The sequence below is a fragment of the Spirosoma flavus genome, assembly GCF_054778555.1.
The window spans coordinates 298,083-319,536 of the sequence record NZ_BAAGZL010000007.1; the positions used below are offsets into that span (position 1 = coordinate 298,083).

General features: G+C 48.1%; 19 protein-coding genes. 17 read left to right on the plus strand and 2 right to left on the minus strand.

From position 1 onward, the window contains the following. The first annotated feature begins 182 nt into the window (after window positions 1-182). Both ACYVF1_RS28315 and ACYVF1_RS28320 read left to right on the plus strand, forming a co-directional pair. A complete protein-coding gene (locus ACYVF1_RS28315) occupies window positions 183-1,217 on the plus strand; it encodes a glutamine synthetase beta-grasp domain-containing protein (RefSeq protein WP_461085342.1) in 1,035 nt (344 codons plus the stop codon). 155 nt (window positions 1,218-1,372) lie between these two features. After that, window positions 1,373-1,693, plus strand: a complete 321-nt coding sequence (locus tag ACYVF1_RS28320; protein WP_461085344.1) for a hypothetical protein — start codon at window positions 1,373-1,375, stop codon at window positions 1,691-1,693. Window positions 1,694-1,697: 4 nt separating this feature from the next. Here ACYVF1_RS28320 and ACYVF1_RS28325 read toward each other — a convergent pair whose 3' ends face one another. After that, the gene (locus ACYVF1_RS28325) at window positions 1,698-2,705 is read right to left on the minus strand and encodes a hypothetical protein (RefSeq protein ID WP_461085346.1); all 1,008 of its coding nucleotides are present in this window, start codon (window positions 2,703-2,705) and stop codon (window positions 1,698-1,700) included. Between the two features lie 380 nt (window positions 2,706-3,085). Here ACYVF1_RS28325 and ACYVF1_RS28330 point away from each other — a divergent pair, with 380 nt between their 5' ends. The 6 genes from ACYVF1_RS28330 (at window position 3,086) to ACYVF1_RS28355 (ending at window position 9,333) form a co-directional block, all read left to right on the plus strand. Next, the gene (locus ACYVF1_RS28330) at window positions 3,086-5,275 is read left to right on the plus strand and encodes a glutamine synthetase III family protein (protein WP_461085349.1); all 2,190 of its coding nucleotides are present in this window, start codon (window positions 3,086-3,088) and stop codon (window positions 5,273-5,275) included. Window positions 5,276-5,450: 175 nt separating this feature from the next. Then, a complete protein-coding gene (locus ACYVF1_RS28335) occupies window positions 5,451-6,011 on the plus strand; it encodes a hypothetical protein (RefSeq protein WP_461085351.1) in 561 nt (186 codons plus the stop codon). Between the two features lie 89 nt (window positions 6,012-6,100). Next, entirely contained in the window at window positions 6,101-6,574 is a 474-nt protein-coding gene (locus tag ACYVF1_RS28340) for a pyrophosphohydrolase domain-containing protein (RefSeq protein ID WP_461085353.1), read from the plus strand. A 6-nt stretch (window positions 6,575-6,580) separates the two neighbouring features. Next, window positions 6,581-7,033 carry a GNAT family N-acetyltransferase gene (locus ACYVF1_RS28345; protein ID WP_461085355.1) on the plus strand — a complete coding sequence of 151 codons (453 nt, stop codon included), beginning with the start codon at window positions 6,581-6,583 and terminating at the stop codon, window positions 7,031-7,033. A gap of 6 nt (window positions 7,034-7,039) precedes the next feature. After that, window positions 7,040-8,287, plus strand: a complete 1,248-nt coding sequence (gene pepT, locus ACYVF1_RS28350) for a peptidase T (protein ID WP_461085357.1) — start codon at window positions 7,040-7,042, stop codon at window positions 8,285-8,287. A 77-nt stretch (window positions 8,288-8,364) separates the two neighbouring features. Further along, entirely contained in the window at window positions 8,365-9,333 is a 969-nt protein-coding gene (locus ACYVF1_RS28355; protein WP_461085359.1) for an MBL fold metallo-hydrolase, read from the plus strand. A gap of 8 nt (window positions 9,334-9,341) precedes the next feature. Here the strand turns inward: ACYVF1_RS28355 and ACYVF1_RS28360 are convergent, their stop codons facing one another. Further along, on the minus strand, window positions 9,342-9,854 hold the full coding sequence (locus tag ACYVF1_RS28360) for a hypothetical protein (RefSeq protein ID WP_461085361.1): 513 nt from the start codon (window positions 9,852-9,854) through the stop codon (window positions 9,342-9,344). Window positions 9,855-10,015: 161 nt separating this feature from the next. Between ACYVF1_RS28360 and ACYVF1_RS28365 the strand changes: the two genes are divergently transcribed. The 9 genes from ACYVF1_RS28365 to ACYVF1_RS28405 all read left to right on the plus strand — a co-directional run bounded on the left by ACYVF1_RS28365 (window position 10,016) and on the right by ACYVF1_RS28405 (window position 21,414). Beyond that, the gene (locus ACYVF1_RS28365) at window positions 10,016-10,654 is read left to right on the plus strand and encodes a ribonuclease H1 domain-containing protein (protein ID WP_461085363.1); all 639 of its coding nucleotides are present in this window, start codon (window positions 10,016-10,018) and stop codon (window positions 10,652-10,654) included. A gap of 126 nt (window positions 10,655-10,780) precedes the next feature. Then, window positions 10,781-11,497, plus strand: a complete 717-nt coding sequence (locus ACYVF1_RS28370) for a tRNA1(Val) (adenine(37)-N6)-methyltransferase (protein WP_461085437.1) — start codon at window positions 10,781-10,783, stop codon at window positions 11,495-11,497. A 52-nt stretch (window positions 11,498-11,549) separates the two neighbouring features. Further along, entirely contained in the window at window positions 11,550-12,545 is a 996-nt protein-coding gene (locus tag ACYVF1_RS28375; protein WP_461085365.1) for a glycosyltransferase family 2 protein, read from the plus strand. A 104-nt stretch (window positions 12,546-12,649) separates the two neighbouring features. Beyond that, window positions 12,650-13,252, plus strand: a complete 603-nt coding sequence (locus ACYVF1_RS28380) for an inorganic pyrophosphatase (RefSeq protein ID WP_461085367.1) — start codon at window positions 12,650-12,652, stop codon at window positions 13,250-13,252. A gap of 172 nt (window positions 13,253-13,424) precedes the next feature. Beyond that, the gene (locus ACYVF1_RS28385) at window positions 13,425-14,714 is read left to right on the plus strand and encodes an alpha/beta hydrolase family protein (protein WP_461085369.1); all 1,290 of its coding nucleotides are present in this window, start codon (window positions 13,425-13,427) and stop codon (window positions 14,712-14,714) included. Window positions 14,715-15,020: 306 nt separating this feature from the next. Further along, entirely contained in the window at window positions 15,021-16,790 is a 1,770-nt protein-coding gene (gene sppA / locus ACYVF1_RS28390) for a signal peptide peptidase SppA (RefSeq protein ID WP_461085371.1), read from the plus strand. 97 nt (window positions 16,791-16,887) lie between these two features. Next, a complete protein-coding gene (locus ACYVF1_RS28395; RefSeq protein ID WP_461085373.1) occupies window positions 16,888-18,093 on the plus strand; it encodes a helix-turn-helix domain-containing protein in 1,206 nt (401 codons plus the stop codon). 108 nt (window positions 18,094-18,201) lie between these two features. Further along, the gene (locus ACYVF1_RS28400; protein WP_461085375.1) at window positions 18,202-20,193 is read left to right on the plus strand and encodes a pyrroloquinoline quinone-dependent dehydrogenase; all 1,992 of its coding nucleotides are present in this window, start codon (window positions 18,202-18,204) and stop codon (window positions 20,191-20,193) included. 30 nt (window positions 20,194-20,223) lie between these two features. Next, entirely contained in the window at window positions 20,224-21,414 is a 1,191-nt protein-coding gene (locus ACYVF1_RS28405; RefSeq protein ID WP_461085377.1) for an acyltransferase family protein, read from the plus strand. Window positions 21,415-21,454 lie beyond the last annotated feature (40 nt).

A 21,454-nucleotide genomic window follows, 5' to 3' on the forward strand; every position in this document is an offset into this window, starting at 1 on the left:
GATTTTTTTAGATATCTAACGTGATTTACTGTACTGAACGAATTTTAATTATAATATTTCCATAAAAACAGTAAAAAATACGGCTAAACCACAGAATGGCATTTATTTTTTATGGTAATGCCACATTATATTTGCTGAAAGTATTGAGACAAAACCCCTTTTAATAAATTCACTTGTACATCATGGCAAAGGCGAAGTTAGAATACATTTGGCTCGATGGTTATAAGCCCACCCAAAGCTTACGTTCGAAAACAAAAATTGAAAGCGATTTTTCGGGTAATCTGGAAGACTGCCCTATGTGGTCGTTCGATGGTTCGTCGACCGAACAGGCTCCCGGTGGTTCGTCTGACTGTTTGTTGAAACCCGTTTTCGTTTGTCCTGATCCGCAGCGTAAAAATGGCTACCTCGTTATGTGTGAGGTGCTTAACGCCGACGGGACAGCCCACGAGTCGAATGGCCGCGCCACGATTGAAGATGACGACAACGATTTCTGGTTCGGTTTCGAGCAGGAGTACTTCCTATGGGATGAATCAATTGATAAGCCACTTGGATTCCCGGCTGAAGGTTTCCCAAAACGTGGTCAGGGGCCGTATTACTGCTCAGTAGGCGCAAAAAATGCCTATGGCCGGTACATTGTTGAAGAACATCTGGATGCCTGCCTGGAAGCTGGTTTGAACGTAGAGGGTATCAACGCTGAGGTAGCAACAGGTCAGTGGGAATTCCAGATTTTTGCCAAAGGTGCTAAAGATGCAGGTGACCAGATTTGGGTGGCTCGGTACATTCTGGAGCGTATTGGTGAGAAATACGGTATCTCGATCAACTGGCACTGCAAACCACTGGGCGATACTGACTGGAATGGCTCGGGAATGCACGCAAACTTCTCGAACTCTACGTTGCGCACGGCCGGCAGCAAAGAAGTTTACGACAAAATATGTAGTGGATTCGGCCGTACGCCAGAAATAATCAAAGCGTGTATCGATGTATACGGTGCTGATAACGAGATGCGTTTGACGGGTAAACACGAAACACAATCGATTACTCAGTTTTCGTACGGTGTATCTGACCGTGGCGCTTCGATCCGTATCCCCATCGCTACGGTAGAACGCGGCTGGAAAGGTTGGTTGGAAGACCGTCGTCCGAACTCGGCTGCTGATCCTTACAAAGTAGCCGCTGTGATTATTAAAACCGTTAAATCGGCTGAAGCAGTAGAAGCATAAGCTAAGTGATAACGTTTCTCAAAGCCCGACTGCGAAAGTGGTCGGGTTTTTTTATGTATTTGACACTAAGGCCATTTAATCGAATCAATCAGTTCTGTGCGTAGTTTTATTTACCTTTAACTATTAGTTTTCCTGAATCATATAACAGCAATACTATGGACGCAAAAGAATACGATTTCGAAGAGAAGTGGAAGCAGATTGAAGCATCGAGCAAGGAGATATCCGGGACAGTCGGCGCAGTAGCAGGTGCACTCGTTGGAATTACTGTATTGGGTCTCAGTGCTCCGGTAATGTATCTTTCCCGAAAAGCGGCTGGAAAAGAAACCCCCGACGCCTTGAAAGAAGTCGGGGATAAAGTATTGGCAAAGACTAAATGGATGAGTGAATTTGGTCGATTTACAGGAAAAAAATTTGGTCCCAAAGTTTTAGGAACGATCGTTTTTGGGGTAACGGGTTTACTTTCCAGTGATGAGTAGCAACCTAAATGTTTGTGAGCTGGGCTGTTAAATCGAGTAAATACTTCGCGGTTTCAGGCGGACGACGTCCTAATCCACAAGAACTTGCCACATCGACAGCCTGTCCACGGGCTGATTCGATACTGGTTAGAATCGCTACGTTCTCAGCTACGCTACGTTTCTCGTGCACAAAACCGGCAACAAACCGAGTTGCTGTTGGTAGCTGAATATCCTTTAACGGAGCGTAGTAAGCGGCATTTGTCGAAGGTGGTGTCCCTGCCTCCGCGAATGGATAATGGATGTAAGCCAACGTATGCTGCGATGGCCATTCTTCAACCAGCCGGTTTGAAAACTGCACCATTTTGTTCAGTGTTTTGGGATGCACCAGCGCTTCATTGTGGAAATCACCTAAGCACAAATGCATACCAATCTGAGCCCCAGGATTGATTTTTGCCAGTAAATCTTTGATCGGAATCAACGACAAACCGATGAAGGGAGTCGGCAGCATGTACGCAGCATATAATTCGGGCGGCACTTCAAGCTGAATCAGTACGTCGGGACCAAGTTCGGCAAGAATGGCATTCACTTCACGAGCAATAACAGTATTAAATGCTTTCGTATACCGTAACCATTGAATCTGGCTGGCAAAGGCAAAGCCCATCGCAAACCCCGTTGGTACCCCCATCTGAAATTTTAGATTCGGCAAATTATGCTCAGTACGTAGCTGCTGGAAGATGGGAAAACTACGTCGGGCAAAATCATCGTATCCGAGCTGAACGTGGTGTGGCATGTCAGCCGGAGAGTATCTGGGTTTAAGTTTTTGAAACCTTTCATAGTCAATCGCCATGCCGTCTTCTCCCCGAACGGGCTGCTTAACGACTTCCCAACTTTCCGGATCACTCGTTAATTTTTCTATGGCGTAGACCACCCACGCAATGCGATTTCCTTTCGGAAAAGCAGGTGTTTTATCGCCAATTTCGCCATCAGGTAAGCAGAATAAGGCAGGGCCAAGCGTATCTAATGCTCGACTCATGCACGTTTTTTCATCACTGAAAGGCATACTGCCAACCAGTAAAGCAGAACGCTTCGGTGGCTGTTTTTCAGAAGATTTATTTGAGGTAGTTTCCTGTTGAGGGAGCATATCGGAGTTGGGTGAGTTTTAGAAACAGTTTGGTCATTACATATATACGAAAAATACCTTTACACACTGACTAAGGCCTTTTTATCTGGCCAAATAAATGCAGTTGTCGTTCTAAATCGGCTTCGGATACGACTAGTACGTTTTACATTCTATTTCTGCTCTGATACATTGATTTGCGTATGAATGAAGAAAGTCGGATTGGCGTGTTTCGGAACTGACAGAAGGGATGTATGTTTGACTAAATTTTATCTTCTAAAACCCCGACCGCATCAATGTCTAATTTTCGGTTCAAAGCTCTTGAAATTGCGCAAAACCGCCAGGCTATGGCCGTAGCCGCTCCCTCAGAACGAGTTGGCGATTTTTTCGGAAGTAATACGTTTAGTAATGAAGTCATGCGGGGGCTGCTGTCGCCCGAAGCGTATCTAAAAGTAACAGAAGCCATTAACACCAACGGGCAAATCGACCGCGCCATCGCCGATGAAGTTGCCGGGGCAATGAAGTCATGGGCTACCTCGAAAGGAGCCACTCACTATACGCACTGGTTTCAGCCGCTGACGGGTGAAACGGCCGAAAAACATGATGCCTTTTTCGACGTAGGAGCGGATGGTAAGGCAATGGAGAAATTCAAAGGCAGCGCGTTGGTACAGCAGGAACCCGATGCATCGTCGTTCCCGAATGGCGGACTACGTAATACGTTCGAAGCGCGTGGGTATACAGGCTGGGATCCCAGTTCGCCCGCTTTTCTGATGGACAATGGAGCCGGTGGGAAAACGTTGTGTATCCCATCCGTTTTTATTAGCTACACCGGCGAAGCGCTGGACTACAAGACGCCCCTGCTAAAAGCGCTGAATGCACTAGACAAGGCAGCAACGGCCGTTTGCCAGTATTTCGACCGGAATATCACGAAAGTGACGCCAACCCTCGGCCCTGAACAGGAATACTTCGTAGTAGACCGCGCCCTGTTCTACGCCCGCCCTGATCTGGTGCTTGCCGGACGTACCGTTTTTGGGCATCAACCCGCCCGCGGGCAGCAGTTGGAAGATCACTACTTTGGCTCAATTCCGCCCCGTGTCAATGCGTTCATGGTTGATTTTGAGTTTGAGTCGATGAAACTGGGTATGCCGGTACGTACCCGCCATAACGAGGTTGCACCCGGTCAGTTTGAGGTGGCTCCAACATTCGAAGAAGTCAATCTCGCCATCGACCACAACGCGTTGCTGATGGATTTGATGGAAAAAATCGCCGAGAAGCATAATTTGAAGGTCCTTTTCCATGAAAAACCTTTCGCAGGTGTTAACGGCTCTGGCAAACACAATAACTGGTCGATGGGCACCAATACGGGTGTTAATCTATTGGCGCCCAGCACTCGCCCAAAAGAAAGCCTCCGTTTTCTGACGTTTCTGGTCAACGTAATAAAAGCCGTTCACGACAATGCCGATTTGCTACGTGCCAGCATTGCCTCGGCGGGGAACGAACACCGGCTAGGTGCCAACGAAGCACCGCCCGCCATCGTGTCAGTATTTCTGGGCGAAACGCTGACGCAGGCGCTTAATGATCTGGAAACCAAGTCGGAAGTGACCATCAACAAAGGCGATAATGTGTATTACAAACTCGGTCTAAATCGCATTCCGAGCCTGATGCGCGACAATACCGACCGCAATCGCACGTCGCCGTTTGCCTTTACAGGAAATAAGTTTGAGTTCAGAGCTGTCGGTAGTTCGGCCAATTCGGCCTCGACTATGACCGTGCTAAACGCTATCGTAGCCGACCAGTTGACTAAGTTCAAAACGGATCTTGATGCTCGGTTGAGTAGGGGAGAGAAGAAAGAACTGGCAATTGTCGATATTCTGAAAGAATACTACGCGAATACCAAACGGATTCTCTTCGAAGGAAACGGCTATTCGGACGAGTGGGTCGAAGAAGCCGCTGCGCGAGGTCTGTCGAACATCAAATCCTCGCCTGATGCGCTGGGTGTATACGTACTACCCGAATCGCTGGCTCTGTTCGAACGGACAGGCATCATGAACCACGCCGAAGTGGAGTCGCGCTATGAAATTGAACTCGAAAAATACATTAAGAATGTACAGATCGAATCGCGGGTAATGGGCGATTTAGCCATGAACCACGTAGTATCGACAGCGCTCAAATACCAGAATAAACTCGCCGAGACCGCCCGAAACTTGGTCGAGTTGGGTATGACTGCCGAAGCTGAACCGATCAAGGACATTCTCCGGGAAATATCAACGCGGGTGATGGTGATCAAGAAAGGCGTAGAAGCCATGACAGAATCGCGTAAAAAGGCGAACAACGTAATGGACACCACCGAACGGGCGCGACTTTACGCTACCGAAGTGAAAGACCATTTCGAAATTATCCGTTACGAAGTCGATAAACTCGAACAGGTTGTGGATGACGAGGATTGGCCGTTGGTGAAATATCGGGAGTTATTGTTTGTGAAGTAATTATGAATCAGAATATTAACAAGATTCAAAAGATTTTCAGGATAATCTGAACCGGAATTTTCAGGATTCAAAAGATTTGCAGGATTTGTCCTCGTTTCGAGAAGTAGCGCAGAAAACAAAATCTTATAAATCCTTAAATCTGTGTAATCCCGGTTCAGACTGTTAGCTTTGTCGTATGGCAAATTACAAAAATGATGGGTATGACCCTGAAGAAATAAACGCGCTCGCCGAGGAGTGCCGACAGGAAGGCAAATCGTTCGTATACGTAGAAGATGACGATCTGGACGTACTGGAAGAGGGCGAATGTGTGCATATTCAGTTTCCGGGCAAGTACCAGGGGACCGAAGTGATTTTTGATACGTTAGTTTATACGCTTCGGCTTCATCATAGCAGCCTGGTCTATGAAATGGCTGTCGAGCAGGTCCGCAAAACGTATCCGGAATACGTACCGCCGGAAGATCGCCAACTCAGTTATAAAATTGCTCCCGAGCTGGAAGAAGAGGCTGAAACAGCCCTCACAGAGCTCATCGACGAACTCGAAGAAACCGAAGCTGTGAAAGTGCAGGAGCACGTAGAGGTCGATTTGCAGTCTGATTATGGCATCGCGCTTGATGTCTGCCTGAACGTAGATGAGATCAACGACGAAGTGATTGAAAACTTCATCCGAAACTTTAAAGCCAACACGTTAACCCTCGATAATACGCTGTATTCCTTCACCAGCGAGGACGAAAATTAATGAGTGCAAGTGGGAAAGCGTGAAAGGACGAGTGCTATTCGGCCGCTTTTTTCACGCTTTCCCACTTGCACTCTTTCACTCATCAGATTATGCAACAACCTGATTCCCTGAACCAGGTAGCGGAATTTCACCGCACCTTTCACGCCCCTGTTTTAGAAACCCCCCAGATTCCATCTGAAGCGCGTAGCCAGCTGCGGGTAGCGTTGCTAGCTGAAGAACTTGATGAGCTGCGCGACGCTATCGCAGACAATGACATTGTTGCCGTAGCAGATGCGCTCTGTGATTTGCAGTACGTATTGTCGGGAGCGGTGCTGGAGTTTGGCCTTGGTGACCAGTTCAAAGCTCTGTTCGATGAAGTGCAGCGGTCTAATATGAGTAAGGCTTGCCTAACTATAGAGGAGGCCGAAGCGACTGTAGCGACGTATCAAAACAAGGGCGTACCCTGTCATTTTATTGAGTCGGAGGGTAAATATCTGGTCTTCCGTGATGCCGACCGCAAAACGCTCAAGAGTGTCAATTATTCGCCCGCCGATCTGGAGGGAATTTTAGCGAAAAGTGCTTAGCCTGCTATGCTGTTTAGAAAAGCGACCCGGCAGGACGTAGCATCTATCGTGCAATTACTAGCGAATGACCAGCTCGGCCAGCTCCGGGAACGCTACGCTGATCCGTTGCCTGAAACGTATTACGATGCCTTTGACAAACTAAATGCAGACAGCAATCAGGAATTGATTGTTGTCGAGGATGAAAAAGGTGAGTTGATCGGTACGTTGCAGCTAAGTTTTATTCAGCACCTAACGTATCAGGGTGGTATCCGGGCGCAAATCGAAGCCGTTCGAATTCGCGAAGATGGGCGAGGGAAGGGGATTGGTCAGCAAATGATGGAATGGGCGATCAATCGTGCTCGCGAACGTAACGCCCATTTGCTGCAACTTACTACCGACAAACAACGCCCCGACGCCCTTCGCTTTTATGAAAAACTTGGTTTCAAAGCCTCACATGAGGGGATGAAACTGTCGTTATGAATTCCTATGCAAAACTATCAATTCACCGCCGTTGACCGTTTTCTGCGCTACGTTCAGGTAGACACCCAATCTGACCCACAATCGACAACCAATCCGAGCACCGAAAAGCAGAAAGACCTCAGCCGGATTTTGGTACAGGAACTGCACGATATGGGTGTTACAGATGCCGAGCTGGACGAGTGGGGATACGTCTACGCAACAATCCCGGCCAATACGGATAAAACGAACGTACCGGTTATCTGTTTCTGCTCACACGTTGATACGTCGCCGGACGTAACGGGAGCAGGTGTGAAACCGATTATTCATCGGAATTGGAACGGCTCAGATATCCTGTTGCCTGATGACGTCAATCAAGTGATACGTGTGGCCGATCATCCGGATTTGAACCATCAACTTGGAAATGACATCATTACGGCTAGCGGTACTACGTTGCTGGGGGCCGATAACAAGGCGGGTGTAGCCGAAATTATGGATGCGGCTCACTACCTGATGACTCATCCGGATGTAAAACACGGTCGTCTCCGACTGCTGTTCACGCCTGATGAAGAAGTTGGCCGTGGTACCGAGAAAGTGGATATGCAAAAGCTGGGAGCCGATTTCGGTTACACTATTGACGGAGAAGCGTTGGGTACGCTCGAAGATGAAACGTTCTCGGCGGATGGTGTTACCATTACGATTCAGGGTGTGAGTACGCATCCGGGTTTTGCCAAAGGTAAGCTGGAAAACGCGCTGAAAATTGCCGCTGATTTATTGGCTTCATTCCCCAAAGACACCCTTTCGCCCGAAACCACCGACGAAAAAGAAGGATTTGTTCATCCAACCCATCTCGAAGGAAACCAGGATGAAGCGGTGCTTGACTTTATCATCCGCGATTTTTCGGAAGCTGGTTTGCACGAAAAAGAAACGTATCTGCAAAACCAACTGAACAACGTATTGGCGCATTATCCCGGATCATCAGCGCAGTTTGTTGTCCGGGAGCAGTACCGCAATATGAAAGAGGTTCTGAATCAGTATCCGGCCGTGGTCGATAATGCCTTGGAAGCCATCCGCAGAGCTGGTTTGTCTGCCGAGCAACGTAGCATCCGGGGCGGCACCGATGGCTCGCGGTTGTCATTTATGGGTTTGCCCTGCCCGAATATTTTTGCGGGTGAACACGCTTTTCATTCGCGCTTAGAATGGGTTTCGGTGCAGGATATGCAAAAAGCAGTGGAGGTCATTGTGAACGTAGCGCAGGTCTGGGAAGAGCGTAGCTAGAAGGTGAAACCCATAGCCTTATTTTGCCAAACAATGTCAGGGTTCAGGAGGTTGAGCAGCTACAAAACTCAACTGATATGGAAGACGAACTCGAACTGGATGTGCCTATTGATACGTCCACAAAAGCACCTTATGACGTAACAGACGACGTAGCAGGTATAAAAACGCTATTTGTCAACGTTTTTTTTATCGGAACGCCCGGCCCTGGCAATGATTGGGTCTTAGTCGATGCCGGTTTCATGGGCTATGCCGATTCCATAAAAAAACGGGCTGAAGAACTGTTCGGTCCCGGCACAGCACCCAAAGCAATTATTCTTACGCATGGTCATGCCGACCATACGGGCACGCTCAAAACGCTTCTAAAAGATTGGGACGTACCCGTTTACGCGCATCGCCTGGAGTTGCCCTATCTACAGGGAAAATCGAGCTACCCACCACCCGATCCGGCAATTGGCGGAGGAGGTATGTCATATATGTCATGGGTATTTCCGATCGGGCCAATGGATTTTGGCGACCGCATCCAAGCCATTCCCGACAATGGCCAAATTCCGGAGTTGCCCGACTGGCGCGCTATTCATACGCCCGGCCACTCGCCCGGCCACATTTCCCTTTTTAGGGATAAAGACCGTACGCTGCTCGCCGGTGATGCCTTTGTGACGACCAATCAGAACGCTATTTCGGCCGTAGCTACCCAGCGTGAGGAGTTTCACGGACCACCCGCTTATTTTACCTGCGATTGGGAGGCCGCTAAGCAGTCTGTCCTGAAATTGAACAATCTGAATCCGCATGCTGCCGGTACAGGCCACGGTGTTTCTGTACGGGGGCTTGATTTGGCGCTGGGTCTAAACAAATTAGCGCACGAATTTGAAGAGCGGTCGATACCCTCAGAAGGACGCTACGTAAAACAACCAGCCCAAACCGATGAAAACGGAATTGTAGATATGCCAACTGCTATTTCCTTCCACGTCGCACGAACGCTGGGCTTTGGTTTACTGGCCGGACTGGTGTTGTATGCAGGCTGGTCTGTTTACCGTAAATCTCAGTAGATCAGTATTTAATTCCAGTCGCGTGTATACACGTACCAGTGCGCATCCAACTTTTTAACGGACAGGTAATCGTGATCCTGATGAAGCTGAAACGTAGTGGTACGTGTGTAAAATAAACCGTGCAAATCCTTCTCGAACGTAACGCAGTCAACGCATTCGGCCGCGCGGTCAATGCTGGTCAGGCTATGCATTTTTAGGAAATTGACGTAGCCAGCATACGTAGCCAGACTAATTTTTTCGTGGGCCAATACAGCCGTTAGAGAAGGCAAGAAGATCTTATGCTTCTTCTGAATATCCCAGTTTTCCCAGGGAGCCGATGGCTGGCAGCGTCGCCAGCCATTTATCATTTCGCAGGGATTGCCGAGCGTTAACCCACGGAAATTCTTTTCGTTGATAAGCTGATTGGCAATACGTTCCAAGTCGACTGCTTGAGATTGTTGCAGATTAGTAAGCTGCTCAGAACTATTCGTACAGGAAGCAACTCCAATCAAAAACAGACCAATTCGAATGCGTAATTGCATAAGTACTAAAGACTTCGTTACGTGTTGTGTAAAGTTGCAAAAGCCTTGGGAAACAACGTAGTATTGGTAACTGAAAACGACCCTTCGCCGATCTTCTTTTGTGAACTGCTACGTCATTGTGTACTTTTGGGCGCTGGTTTTATACCGGTACTATTAAGTATATGGCGCAGAAAAAGCCTAAATATTACGTTGTCTGGCAGGGACGTAAGCCGGGCGTTTACGACAGTTGGGACGAAGCCAAAGCCCAAACCGACGGTTTTGCCAAACCCCTTTTTAAATCGTTCGATACTAAACCGGCGGCCTTGAAGGCGTTTCAGGAAAAGCCGCATCTGCATGTTGGGCAAGCCCCAAAAACGTCGGCTAAACAAGGGAAACTCGACGGACTCGTTGGGCCACCCCGGCAGGATAGTCTGGTCGTAGATGCCGCCTGGAACACAGCAACCGGCGATATGGAATACCAGGGTATTTATTTAGCCACAAAGCAGCGTTTATTTCTAATGGGTCCTTACGCCGACGGAACCAATAACATCGGCGAATTTCTGGCAATTGTCCACGCACTGGCCCTGCTTCACCAGAAAGGTAGCAACATCCCGGTTTATTCCGATTCGCGGACGGCCATTGGTTGGGTGCAAAAGAAAAAAGCGAATACCAAACTTGAAGAAACCCCTCGAAACGCTCAGCTTTTCGAATTGCTCGACCGCGCCGAAATCTGGCTCAAGACACACAAATTTGCAAACCCTGTTCTCAAGTGGGAAACCACTGTCTGGGGCGAAAATCCCGCTGATTTTGGAAGGAAGTGAGAACCAGTATTTTAATAGGATTGTAACGATTAGACATAATTGTTTACGGCGTTATTTATCTTAAAAATCTTGTTTAATCCTTCCAATCCGGTTAAAATCCCGGCCGCGTCGGCGGTCCGATCAGAAATGTTCAGATTCAAGCAATTCACCATTCATCAGGAACGTACCGCGATGAAAGTCTGCACAGACGCCTGTGTGTTAGGCGCGTATGCTGATGTGGGTACGGGTGGGCGGATACTGGACATTGGAACAGGAACGGGGTTATTGGCGCTTATGGCTGCCCAACGGAACGTAAATGCAGCTATCGACGCCGTCGAAATTGATGATTTGGCAACTGAGCAGGCTCGCGAGAACGTAGCAAACAGCCCGTTTGCCGAACGCGTGATCCTGATACAGACGCGAATTCAGGAATTTTCAGCTACGTATCAATATGATCGTATTCTAACGAATCCGCCATTCTATACCAATCACCTACGTTCGCCGGATGCGGCTGTGAATCGGGCACTCCACACCGATGATTTGCCGTTTGGGGAATTGATTGACGCGGTTCGTCGTTTACTAAAATCCGATGGACAGTGGTGGGTGCTTTTGCCGCCATACGAGGCTGGAAAATTGGTTGAAATGGCGAAAGATAGTGGCCTGCATCCGTTTCATCAGCTTTCACTACGTCATCGGGCGCAGAAGCCCGTATTTCGGGTAATTTCCGGATTTTCATTTCACGAATCTGTTACGTTAGAGGAAACGACGCTGGATATTTACACATTTCAGGAACCAGATCGTTCTAAAGAAGTGTACACACCAGAATTTCATACGTTGCTACGTGATTTTTACCTGATTTTCTGAAAACTCTGCGACCTTTGCGAGAATCTTTGCGTGCTTTGCGTTTAGAAAATATATGCCCGAATCGCTTCAACTGACTATTCTGATCCCGCTTTACAACGAAGAAGAATCGTTGCCCGAACTGCACGACTGGATTGTGCGGGTGGCAACCGAACGTCAGTATACTTATGAAATTCTTTTTGTCGACGACGGCAGCACTGATGACTCGTGGCTGATCATCGACCAGTTAGCGAATCAGAATAGCCATGTGCGCGGGATTCGTTTCAATCGCAATTATGGTAAGACAGCTGCCCTGCAAACCGGTTTCCAAGCCGCTCGTGGACAGGTTATTATCACGATGGATGCCGATTTGCAGGATAGTCCCGACGAAATACCGGAACTGTACAATATGATAATGCAGGAGAAATTCGACCTGGTTTCGGGCTGGAAGCAAAAGCGGTATGATCCGATCACGAAAACCCTGCCAACCAAACTGTTCAATGCCGTTTCGCGCTGGATTTCGGGCGTACAACTGCATGATTTCAACTGTGGTCTAAAAGCGTATCGGCAGAAAGTTGTGAAAACCATTGCTCCCTCACTCTATGGCGATATGCACCGGAATCTGCCCATCGTAGCCAATTGGAACGGATTTAAACGTATCGGCGAGAAAGTAGTGCAGCACCGCGCCCGTAAGTACGGAACCACTAAATTTGGGCTCGAACGATTTGTGAACGGCTTTCTGGACGTACTGGTTATTGCATTCGTACATCGATTCAGCAAGCGGCCGATGCACTTTTTTGGTACGTTAGGTACGTTGTCGTTCTTTGTTGGTTCGGTGATGGCAATCTGGCTCATTATTGAAAAACTGGTCAATATTTCGCGTGGAGTGCGGTTCCGGAACGTAACGGATAATCCAATGTTTTTCTTTGGCTTGGTCGCCATCATTCTGGGCGTACAGCTATTTTTGGCGGGTTTTCTGGGCGAAATGCTGGTACGTCAAAGTTTGAATCGGTCGGGTGAACAGTTGGTGGCCGAACGCGTCGGTTTTATCGAACAGAACGCGTCCGTATAATCTGATTAATAATTTGTTAATGATTCAGGGAGAATTTGAAGTTTAATTTTCCATTTTCATGAGTCATTTGCCCAAAATCAATTTGTAATTCTTATACAAAATCAATGAAGAGTAATTTTAAAGCGCATCCCTGGCATGGCATCCCTATCGGCGATTTAGCCCCTAAACAGGTTACTGTTTTTATCGAAATCGTGCCAACCGATACGGTTAAATATGAAATCGACAAAACGACGGGCTACCTAAAAATTGACCGTCCGCAGCAATATTCGAACGTACTGCCAGCGCTCTACGGATTTATCCCACAGACATACTGTGGCGATCAAATTGCCAAACTGGCGACCGAAAAATCGGGTAAAGTAGTATCTATGGGCGATGGTGACCCACTCGACATCTGCGTACTGACCGAGCGCGAAATCACCCACGGCGACCTGATTCTACAAGCTATCCCAATTGGTGGCTTTCGAATGATCGACAAAGGCGAAGCCGACGATAAAATCATTGCCGTTCTGAAAGGCGATGCCATGTACGGTCAGTACACCGAGCTAGCTCAGTTGCCTGAAGCAGTTGTAAAACGTCTACGTCACTACTTCTTGACTTACAAGACGTTACCTGATGAGCCTGTTGCTATGGAATTGGCAAACGTATATGGACAGGCTGAGGCATGGGAAGTAATTCAAACGTCGATCAGCGATTATAAGTTGATGTAAAAGAGGATAAATATTCTTTATTAATTGGAGTGAGCTTATTACCGTATGGTTTTAGGCTCACTCCAATTTTTATATAAAATCAGGCGATTGGATTTTTTCAACCGGAAAACATACAGGTAGTTAGTAGCCCGAATGTCCTTTAATACTACGTACCATTTGTGCTGCTGAAGTAATGAAAATAGCACTGACAATCAGTTTTTTATTAATCGTAACTTTGCCGAACTGGGCACAGCAGGCCGCCAATCGCCCAACTCTGGTTGCTGGTATTCCGGTCAACTATTCAGAAGATTCTGTTGGTAATTATACGCTTCCCGATTTGCTGACCTGTGCCGATGGGCAGCGTGTTACGGATGCTAAAATGTGGGTGCAAAAACGGCGCCCTGAGTTACTGAAGCTGGTTGAAGACATCCAGTTCGGGAAAATGCCTCAACAAAAACAGAAATTGCGGTATAACGTATTTGATAAAGGAACGCCCGCCTTTAACGGAAAAGCGATCCGGAAACAGGTGAGGATTTACCTGACGGATGACACAACCAGCCATCAGGTGAACGTAGTGATATACCGACCGAGTGCCGTGAAGCAACCTGCACCTATCCTGCTGTCGATTTCGTTTGCGGCTTATAATCAGACTATCGCCGACAGTGGATTGTATGTTGGTAAGATCTGGTCGCGGGACGGGCAACTGATACGTGCCGACAAGCCGACTCCATTTGGAAAAATGAACGTAGAACAGTTTATGGATGCAGGGATTGGCTATGCTACGTTGTATTACGGTGATATTGAGCCCGACTTTAAGGATGGAATCAAGTACGGTATTCGGTCGACGTATCTGAAAGCGGGTCAATCCGACGTAGCGGCTGGTGAATGGGGCGCTATCTCGGCCTGGGCCTGGGGGCTGAGCCGGGTTATGGATTATCTAGAAACCGATAAACAGATTGACGCGAAACGTATTGCCTTGCAGGGAGCATCACGCCTGGGAAAAACGGTGCTTTGGGCAGGGATACATGATCCTCGATTTAAAGTTGTGGTGGCCAGCGTTTCGGGCGAAGGAGGGGCTGCTCTGAGCCGCCGAAATTACGGCGAGACGGTTGCGCATATTACCGACCCAACGCGGTACCTGTATCAGTTTTCCCAAAAATATAACTCATACGCCAAACAATTAGACCGACTGCCTTTTGACGGACATACGCTGGTAGCACTGATGGCTCCTCGACCACTGCTGCTTCAAACGGGCAGCACCGATTACTGGTCGGACCCGAAAGGGGAGTTTCTGTCGGCAGTGGCCGCAGCGCCTGTCTATGCACTTTTTGGCGAAAAAGGCCCCCAAACGACAACTTTGCCAGCTCCCGGCGATACGTCGCAATTACTGAATCACCTCGGTTATTTTATGCACGAAGGTGGCCACGGTGTTCTTCCGACCGATTGGCCACAAATCATTACGTATCTGAAGAAATACCTATAATCTACAATTAATTTGTCATGCTGAGAAACGTAGCATCTTGAGGCTTCTCAACTTGCGAACAAGGAAACTACAAGATGCTACGTTTCTCAGCCTGACAAAATTCAACTTGCCAACTGAACAGCTTCGTAAACCAAGGTGTTATAGATGAAGTGATGGGTTGGGTTAACGCTCTACCCATTGCCCCTTGCTCCCTGCTTTTCCACCACTCATCCGTCGGGTAGTACATTCGACATTTTTTCACGAATATGCCTCAAGTAGGTTGTATTTTTACGTAATGTGTTCGTAGCACACACTTAGTTTACTATTATGCCACAATTTCTGAAATACGTATTGGCCACTATCGTAGGGCTCCTGGTGTTCTCGTTCATTGGCTTCCTGCTCCTCATCGGTGTTGGTGCGGCTTTGTCGTCAAGTGACAGCAAAGCGGTTGTTAACTCAAAATCAGTGTTGAAGATTGATTTAAACGAACCGCTTGAAGAACGAAATCGAAATAATCCTTTCGGAGGGTTTGACCCAACTGGCTCGGCCGGCGACGCTACCGGAATAATTGAGCTTAAACAGGCCCTGAAAGACGCCAAAGAAGACGATAATATCGAAGGTATTTATCTCCAGACCGAAAACCCGATGGCGGGTTGGGCGTCGCTCGAAGAGGTACGTAACGCCTTAATTGACTTCAAACAGTCGAAAAAATTTGTGTATGCCTACGCTGAAGGTATGAACGAAAAAGGATACTACCTCGCGTCGGTTGCCGATAAGATTTACCTCAATCCGGCCGGTGACCTCGAATGGAACGGTCTCAATGCTGAATTGACCTTTTTCAAAGGCACACTCGATAAACTGGGCGTAAAACCCGAAATTTTCCGGGTAGGCGAATATAAAAGCGCGATCGAACCGTTTATTCGCGACAATATGAGTGAACCGAACCGACTTCAGGTAACGTCATTTCTGAATTCAGTGAACAACCACATGCTGGTTCGGGTGGCGCAGAGCCGTAACCTTCAGGTAAACACACTGAAAGAACTGGCCGACAAACTTAGCATTCAAACGCCCGAAGACGCACTACGTGCCAAACTGATTACGAACGTTGGTTACCAGGATGAGGTAGAAGCACTGATTCGGAAGCAGTTAGACCTCGATGAGAAGAAAAAAATCAATTACGTTACGTTGTGCAAATACGAGGATTCTGAAAAAACTACTGACGATGAAAGCGGCAGCGGGTCAAATCGAATTGCGGTTATCGTAGCTTCTGGGGATATTCAGTCGGGGAAAAGTGGCGATGAAAGCATTGGTTCTGAGACCGTTGTTGAAGAACTACGCAAAGCCCGTCTGGATGATAAAGTGAAAGCCATCGTGCTACGTGTTAATTCCGGTGGCGGCAGTGCGCTGGCATCGGACATTATGTACCGCGAGGTGGAGCTGGCGAAAAAAGCAAAACCCGTCATTGGTTCGATGTCCGATTATGCCGCGTCGGGGGGGTATTACATGCTTATGGGTTGCAATAAGATTGTGGCTCAGCCAAACACAATTACCGGTTCGATTGGCGTTTTCGGAATCATGTTTAATGCTGAAACTTTCCTGAAAGACAAACTCGGTATCACGCACGATCGTGTAAAGACGAACGAAAATGCTGATTACCCGTCTGTTACGCACGAAATGACACCATTCCAGAAACAAGTGCTGCAACGCTCAACCGAACGTATCTATAGCCAGTTTACAAGCAAGGCGGCTGCCGGCCGTAAATTGCCAGTCGACAGTATCCGGGCCATTGCGGGCGGTCGCGTCTGGACGGGTGTACAGGGGAAAGCCATTGGATTGGTTGACCAACTCGGTGGCCTCGACGATGCTATCAAACTGGCAGCTCAATCGGCAAAACTGAAAGAAGGCGATTACAAATTGAAATACCAGCCGCGTAAAAAAGAGTTCTTTGAGCAACTAATGAATTCGTTCAACGACAAAGAAGAAAGCAAAATCCAGGAGCATCTGGGCGAATTGGCACCGTATGTAAAGTACCTGAAGAAAATTAAGAAGTTTGAAGGTATTCAGATGCGCCTGCCATTCGAAGTAGATATTCGATAAACGTAGCACAACCGCTTGGCCGAGTTATTATCAGACCTAAAAGGGATGTAAACCTTTTAGGTCTTTTTTTTATCTTGCAGTTGGCAATCGAAACGTAATGCAAACGCTACCACTTCGGCTTGATTTATTTTCACTCCTGATTTTTCTAGGCGTAGCACAGGGACTATTTCTGGGCGTCTTTTTTCTGACGGGTCAACGCCGGGAAAGTCTGGCCAATCGCTGCCTGGGATGCTATTTGCTCAGTGTATCGGCCATTATGCTGGAAATTGGTTTGGAATATTCCAACTATATGTTTCAGACGCTGGCCCTGGTCGATTATGGGGAGTTGTTCAATTTTGTACTAGGCCCACTTTTCTATTTTTTCGTTTTTGCAAAACTGCACCGGCGCTTGCCTTATCGTTGGCGCTGGCATCTGATTCCGGGGGCCATTTGGGCTATTAATGCGATTACGTGGATTATTCAACCGATTGAGTTTAAATACAACAGTTACCTTCACGCCTTTCATCCCGAATTGACCTTTGTTTCCGTACAGCCCTACATGCCTGATGATTTTACGGGACTGCGTGACTATATCAACGAAATGACGTTGGTTAGTTGCCTGATATACACTGTATTGAGCGTTTTAGAAGTATGGAAAGCCTTTCGGAAAGCTAAGTTGCCGCTTTTGGGCAAAGCTCCGGCTGCACTGGCTATGGCACGTAACGTAGCAGCGTTTACCATGGTGTTTCCACTTTTAATTGGCATCATCAAAGCAACGTATCAGGAAGACATGGGCGATCATTTTTTGGCCGCTTACCTCACAGTGACTATTTATGCTACTACGTTGTTGGTTATGCGTGGCTCCAGCGTAGTACAAGAAGATCGGGCGGAGGAAGTTGAAACGGAAGAGCCAATCGCCACGGAACCACGCAAAAAATACGAGAAATCGTCGCTGTCGGATGAGCAGGAAGAAGCCCTGCTGCTCAGACTGAATCAGATAATGGATACCGAAAAGCCGTATCTCGAAAGCGACCTTTCGCTACCAAAGCTGGCCCAGCGGATCAATACGTCGCCCCACCATCTTTCGCAAATTCTGAACGACCGGTTAGGACAGAATTTTTTCGATTGGCTGGCTACACATCGCATTGCCGAAGCGCAGATTTTGCTGAATAATCCAGCTATCAATCATCTGAAAATTGATGAAATCGCCGAGCGGGTCGGCTATAATTCGCCGTCAGCTTTTCATACCGCTTTTAAGCGAATCACCGACCTGACGCCCGCGCAATTTCGGGCAGGGCGAATCGTCAGAAAAGCCTACCGGTAATAAAACGACTTCGCGCCTACCGGGAAGAACTTCGTTTTTATCGGCAGATAGGCCTTTCGTCTGCAAAAACCGGCATTTTTGGGGTATCAAACCAAAAGGACCTCACCAATGCCACTTACGGTCATCACTTGTTTCGCTGTTGCGAAACGCCGATTTTCTAACACGGTTTTACGGCTGGCTTTTTTATCAATAGGAATCTTTCCCGGATTCTTACCGGCAAATGCGCAAGCTCCCAATTCCGTCGAATGGCCTGCGTATGGCAACGACGCGGGTGGAATGCGTTTTTCGCCCCTGAAGCAAATCAATGCCAGTAACGTGAAGCAGCTAACCGTCGCCTGGACGTTTCGCACGGGCGAACTGGATACCTATAAAGGTACTGGTGCCGCCGAAAAAGCCGCTTTCGAAGCCACGCCGGTGATGGTCGATGGTACGTTGTTTTTCAGTACGCCCACCTCCCGCGTTTTTGCGATTGATGCCGCTACCGGTCAAAAAAAATGGGACTACGATCCCGACGTGTATCTACACCAGGAATTGTCGGAAATTACCTCGCGCGGAGTATCTGTCTGGCCGGCGGCCAATGATAAGTCGGCATCGGGCGGCACTGGGAAACGCATTTTTATAGCCACACTCGATGGGCGACTGATTGCGTTGGATGCCAATACAGGTAAACCAATTTCGTCGTTTGGCAAAGAAGGTAGCGTGGATCTACGGCAGGGTGTCGGAAATATCAGCGTTACGTCGCCACCGGCTGTTATTGGAAATACTATCGTTGTTGGTTCGTCGATGGGCGACAATTATCGGTTCAACTATGAGCGTGGCGTTGTGCGGGCTTATGACGTACTGACCGGTGTGCTACGTTGGAGCTGGGACCCGATTCCCCGGAAAAAAGGCGACGTAGGTTTCGATACGTGGAAAGGGGACGTAGCAACGCAGACCGGAGCCGCCAACGCCTGGTCCATTATCTCCGCCGATCCCGAACGCGATCTGGTTTTTATCCCGACCACCAGCCCTAGCCCTGATTATTATGGAGGAGAACGTCTAGGCCAGAATTTGTGCGCCAGTTCTATCGTCGCACTACGAGCTTCGACTGGCAAAATGGTGTGGCATTTTCAGACGGTTCATCATGACTTGTGGGATTACGACAACGCAGCTCAGCCCCTGCTTTTTATGTTTCCGCAGAACGGGAAACAGATACCGGCTGTGGCCGTGGGTACAAAAATGGGACACGTTTTTATCCTGAATCGAGAAACGGGTAAACCACTATTGCCCGTCGAAGAACGTCCCGTCCCAAAATCCGACGTACCGGGTGAGGAAGCTCATCCCACGCAGCCTTTCCCTACTACGTTGCCCGCTCTTGGTCTGCAAAAAGTGGAAGCCTGGGGATTGACGCCCGACGATAAAGCGACTGCTCAAAAACGAATTTCGGCGTTACGTTACGATGGAGCATTTACACCACCATCGCTGCAAGGCAGTATTATCACCCCTGGCAACGTAGGTGGTGTTCACTGGGGTGGTATGTGTTACGATCCCGACTCGGGACTGCTTATTACGAACGTGAACCGGCTGGCAGCTGTAATTCGGCTTCTGGAGCGTGAGAAACTGGCGGCATCCGTTAAAAACGATCAGGAGCTGTTACGTGCCGAAACAGGTATGCAGTCTGGCACACCCTACGTACTGAAACGTAGCTACATGTTTACCAAAGACGAACGCGGTATTCTGATGCAGACACCGCCACCCTGGGGGACGTTGGTAGCGCTGAACTTACAGAAAGGTGCACTAGCCTGGGAAGTACCACTGGGGTTCATGATGGACCCTGCTAAGCATCCCGATGCAAAAAAATGGGGTTCCTTGAATTTTGGTGGGGCCATTGCTACGTCGGGTGGGCTAGTGTTTGTGGCTGCCAGTCTGGATGGACACCTGCGGGCGTTCAAAACGCAGGATGGCAGTTTGCAGTGGGAAGTGCCACTCCCGGTGAGCGCTCAGGCTACCCCGATGACGTATCAGGTCGGTGGAAAACAATACGTAGTGATTGCTGCCGGAGGCCACGGCAAACTCGGTACAAAACTCGGCGACTACGTAGTGGCCTACAAACTGCCCTAACTCTACTTCTTCACAAACGAAACGCTAGTTATGCAACCTCTTGCCCAACACCCTTTGCCCTTTGCCCCAACCTCTCTGCCTTCTTCCCGGCGGTACGACCTCGACTGGCTACGTATTATCGCCATTCTGACGTTGTTTTTTTACCATACCGGCATGATTTACGTATCATGGGGTTGGCATATCAAAAGCGCGGAACATAGTTACCCAATGGAAGTGGTGATGCGCTGGCTTCACCTGTGGCGCATGCCGTTGCTCTTTTTTATATCTGGAGCCGGTACCTTTTTCGCGCTGAAAAAACGGTCGTATGGATTGTATGCCGGTGAGCGCGTTCGTCGACTTTTTGTACCGTTAGTGTTTGGTATGTTCGTTATTGTACCACCCCAGATTTACATCGAATGGTTGTCCCAAGAACGATTTTCGGGCACTTACGCGGATTTTTATCCCGAAGTATTCAAGTTTCAGCCCTATCAGGAAGGGGGAAAAGGAGGAGCATTTAGTTGGCATCACCTGTGGTTCATTTGCTACCTTTTTTTCTATTCGCTGCTCAGTATCCCCGTATTTCGCTGGTTAAAAGGCGAGGGTGGTCAACGGTTTGTTGATCGAATCGGCCGACTCATGGCCCAACCGGGTGGAGCTTTGTGGCTAGTCGGTTTCCTGTTGTTGAACGACGTTGTCTTAGGCGGCTTTTTCCCCGAAGAGACGCACGCGTTAATTAACGACTGGGCGTATTTTATGAAGAATCTAATCTTATTCTGGCTAGGTTATATCCTGATCAGCCGACGTGAATTCTGGCAAATACTTACCGATCAGCGCCGTTATTTTTTGGTTGCTACAGCCATTTTTACCGTTATTCTCTACGTTATGCCTATGGTTTTCGGCTGGGAGAACATACTGGCTACTACATGGCTGAGAACGATCAATAGTTTTAACAGAATTGGACTAATGTGGTCGTCGGTTATCGCCACGGTCGCGTATGGTTATCGATATCTTAATAAGAGCCATCCAATTTTGCCAAAATTAAACGAGGCTGTTTATCCGTTTTACATCCTCCATCAGACCGTCATTGTACTAATTGGCTACTATGTCCTAACCCGAACAGGCTTAGGTGTTTACGACGGTTTTCTGGTCGTTAGCTTTTCTACGTTAGCTGCCTGTATTGCTATTTACCTGCTTTTAATTCGCCCCTTTAAGCTGACAAGGTTTCTATTCGGGCTGAAATAAATGCTCCGATGTTTGATTTACGATAGTGGAGTTACGATTT

Excerpts from the sequence above, each read along its gene's own strand:
- ACYVF1_RS28320 (WP_461085344.1), top strand. The coding sequence starts at position 1,373 with ATGGACGCAAAAGAATACGATTTCGAAGAGAAGTGGAAGCAGATTGAA.
- ACYVF1_RS28345 (WP_461085355.1), top strand. The coding sequence starts at position 6,581 with ATGCTGTTTAGAAAAGCGACCCGGCAGGACGTAGCATCTATCGTGCAA.
- ACYVF1_RS28325 (WP_461085346.1), bottom strand. The coding sequence starts at position 2,705 with ATGAGTCGAGCATTAGATACGCTTGGCCCTGCCTTATTCTGCTTACCT.
- ACYVF1_RS28400 (WP_461085375.1), top strand. The coding sequence starts at position 18,202 with ATGCCACTTACGGTCATCACTTGTTTCGCTGTTGCGAAACGCCGATTT.
- ACYVF1_RS28375 (WP_461085365.1), top strand. The coding sequence starts at position 11,550 with ATGCCCGAATCGCTTCAACTGACTATTCTGATCCCGCTTTACAACGAA.
- ACYVF1_RS28380 (WP_461085367.1), top strand. The coding sequence starts at position 12,650 with ATGAAGAGTAATTTTAAAGCGCATCCCTGGCATGGCATCCCTATCGGC.
- ACYVF1_RS28370 (WP_461085437.1), top strand. The coding sequence starts at position 10,781 with ATGTTCAGATTCAAGCAATTCACCATTCATCAGGAACGTACCGCGATG.
- ACYVF1_RS28330 (WP_461085349.1), top strand. The coding sequence starts at position 3,086 with ATGTCTAATTTTCGGTTCAAAGCTCTTGAAATTGCGCAAAACCGCCAG.
- ACYVF1_RS28365 (WP_461085363.1), top strand. The coding sequence starts at position 10,016 with ATGGCGCAGAAAAAGCCTAAATATTACGTTGTCTGGCAGGGACGTAAG.
- ACYVF1_RS28340 (WP_461085353.1), top strand. The coding sequence starts at position 6,101 with ATGCAACAACCTGATTCCCTGAACCAGGTAGCGGAATTTCACCGCACC.
- ACYVF1_RS28385 (WP_461085369.1), top strand. The coding sequence starts at position 13,425 with ATGAAAATAGCACTGACAATCAGTTTTTTATTAATCGTAACTTTGCCG.
- ACYVF1_RS28355 (WP_461085359.1), top strand. The coding sequence starts at position 8,365 with ATGGAAGACGAACTCGAACTGGATGTGCCTATTGATACGTCCACAAAA.
- ACYVF1_RS28395 (WP_461085373.1), top strand. The coding sequence starts at position 16,888 with ATGCAAACGCTACCACTTCGGCTTGATTTATTTTCACTCCTGATTTTT.
- pepT (WP_461085357.1), top strand. The coding sequence starts at position 7,040 with ATGCAAAACTATCAATTCACCGCCGTTGACCGTTTTCTGCGCTACGTT.
- ACYVF1_RS28360 (WP_461085361.1), bottom strand. The coding sequence starts at position 9,854 with ATGCAATTACGCATTCGAATTGGTCTGTTTTTGATTGGAGTTGCTTCC.
- ACYVF1_RS28405 (WP_461085377.1), top strand. The coding sequence starts at position 20,224 with ATGCAACCTCTTGCCCAACACCCTTTGCCCTTTGCCCCAACCTCTCTG.
- ACYVF1_RS28315 (WP_461085342.1), top strand. The coding sequence starts at position 183 with ATGGCAAAGGCGAAGTTAGAATACATTTGGCTCGATGGTTATAAGCCC.
- sppA (WP_461085371.1), top strand. The coding sequence starts at position 15,021 with ATGCCACAATTTCTGAAATACGTATTGGCCACTATCGTAGGGCTCCTG.
- ACYVF1_RS28335 (WP_461085351.1), top strand. The coding sequence starts at position 5,451 with ATGGCAAATTACAAAAATGATGGGTATGACCCTGAAGAAATAAACGCG.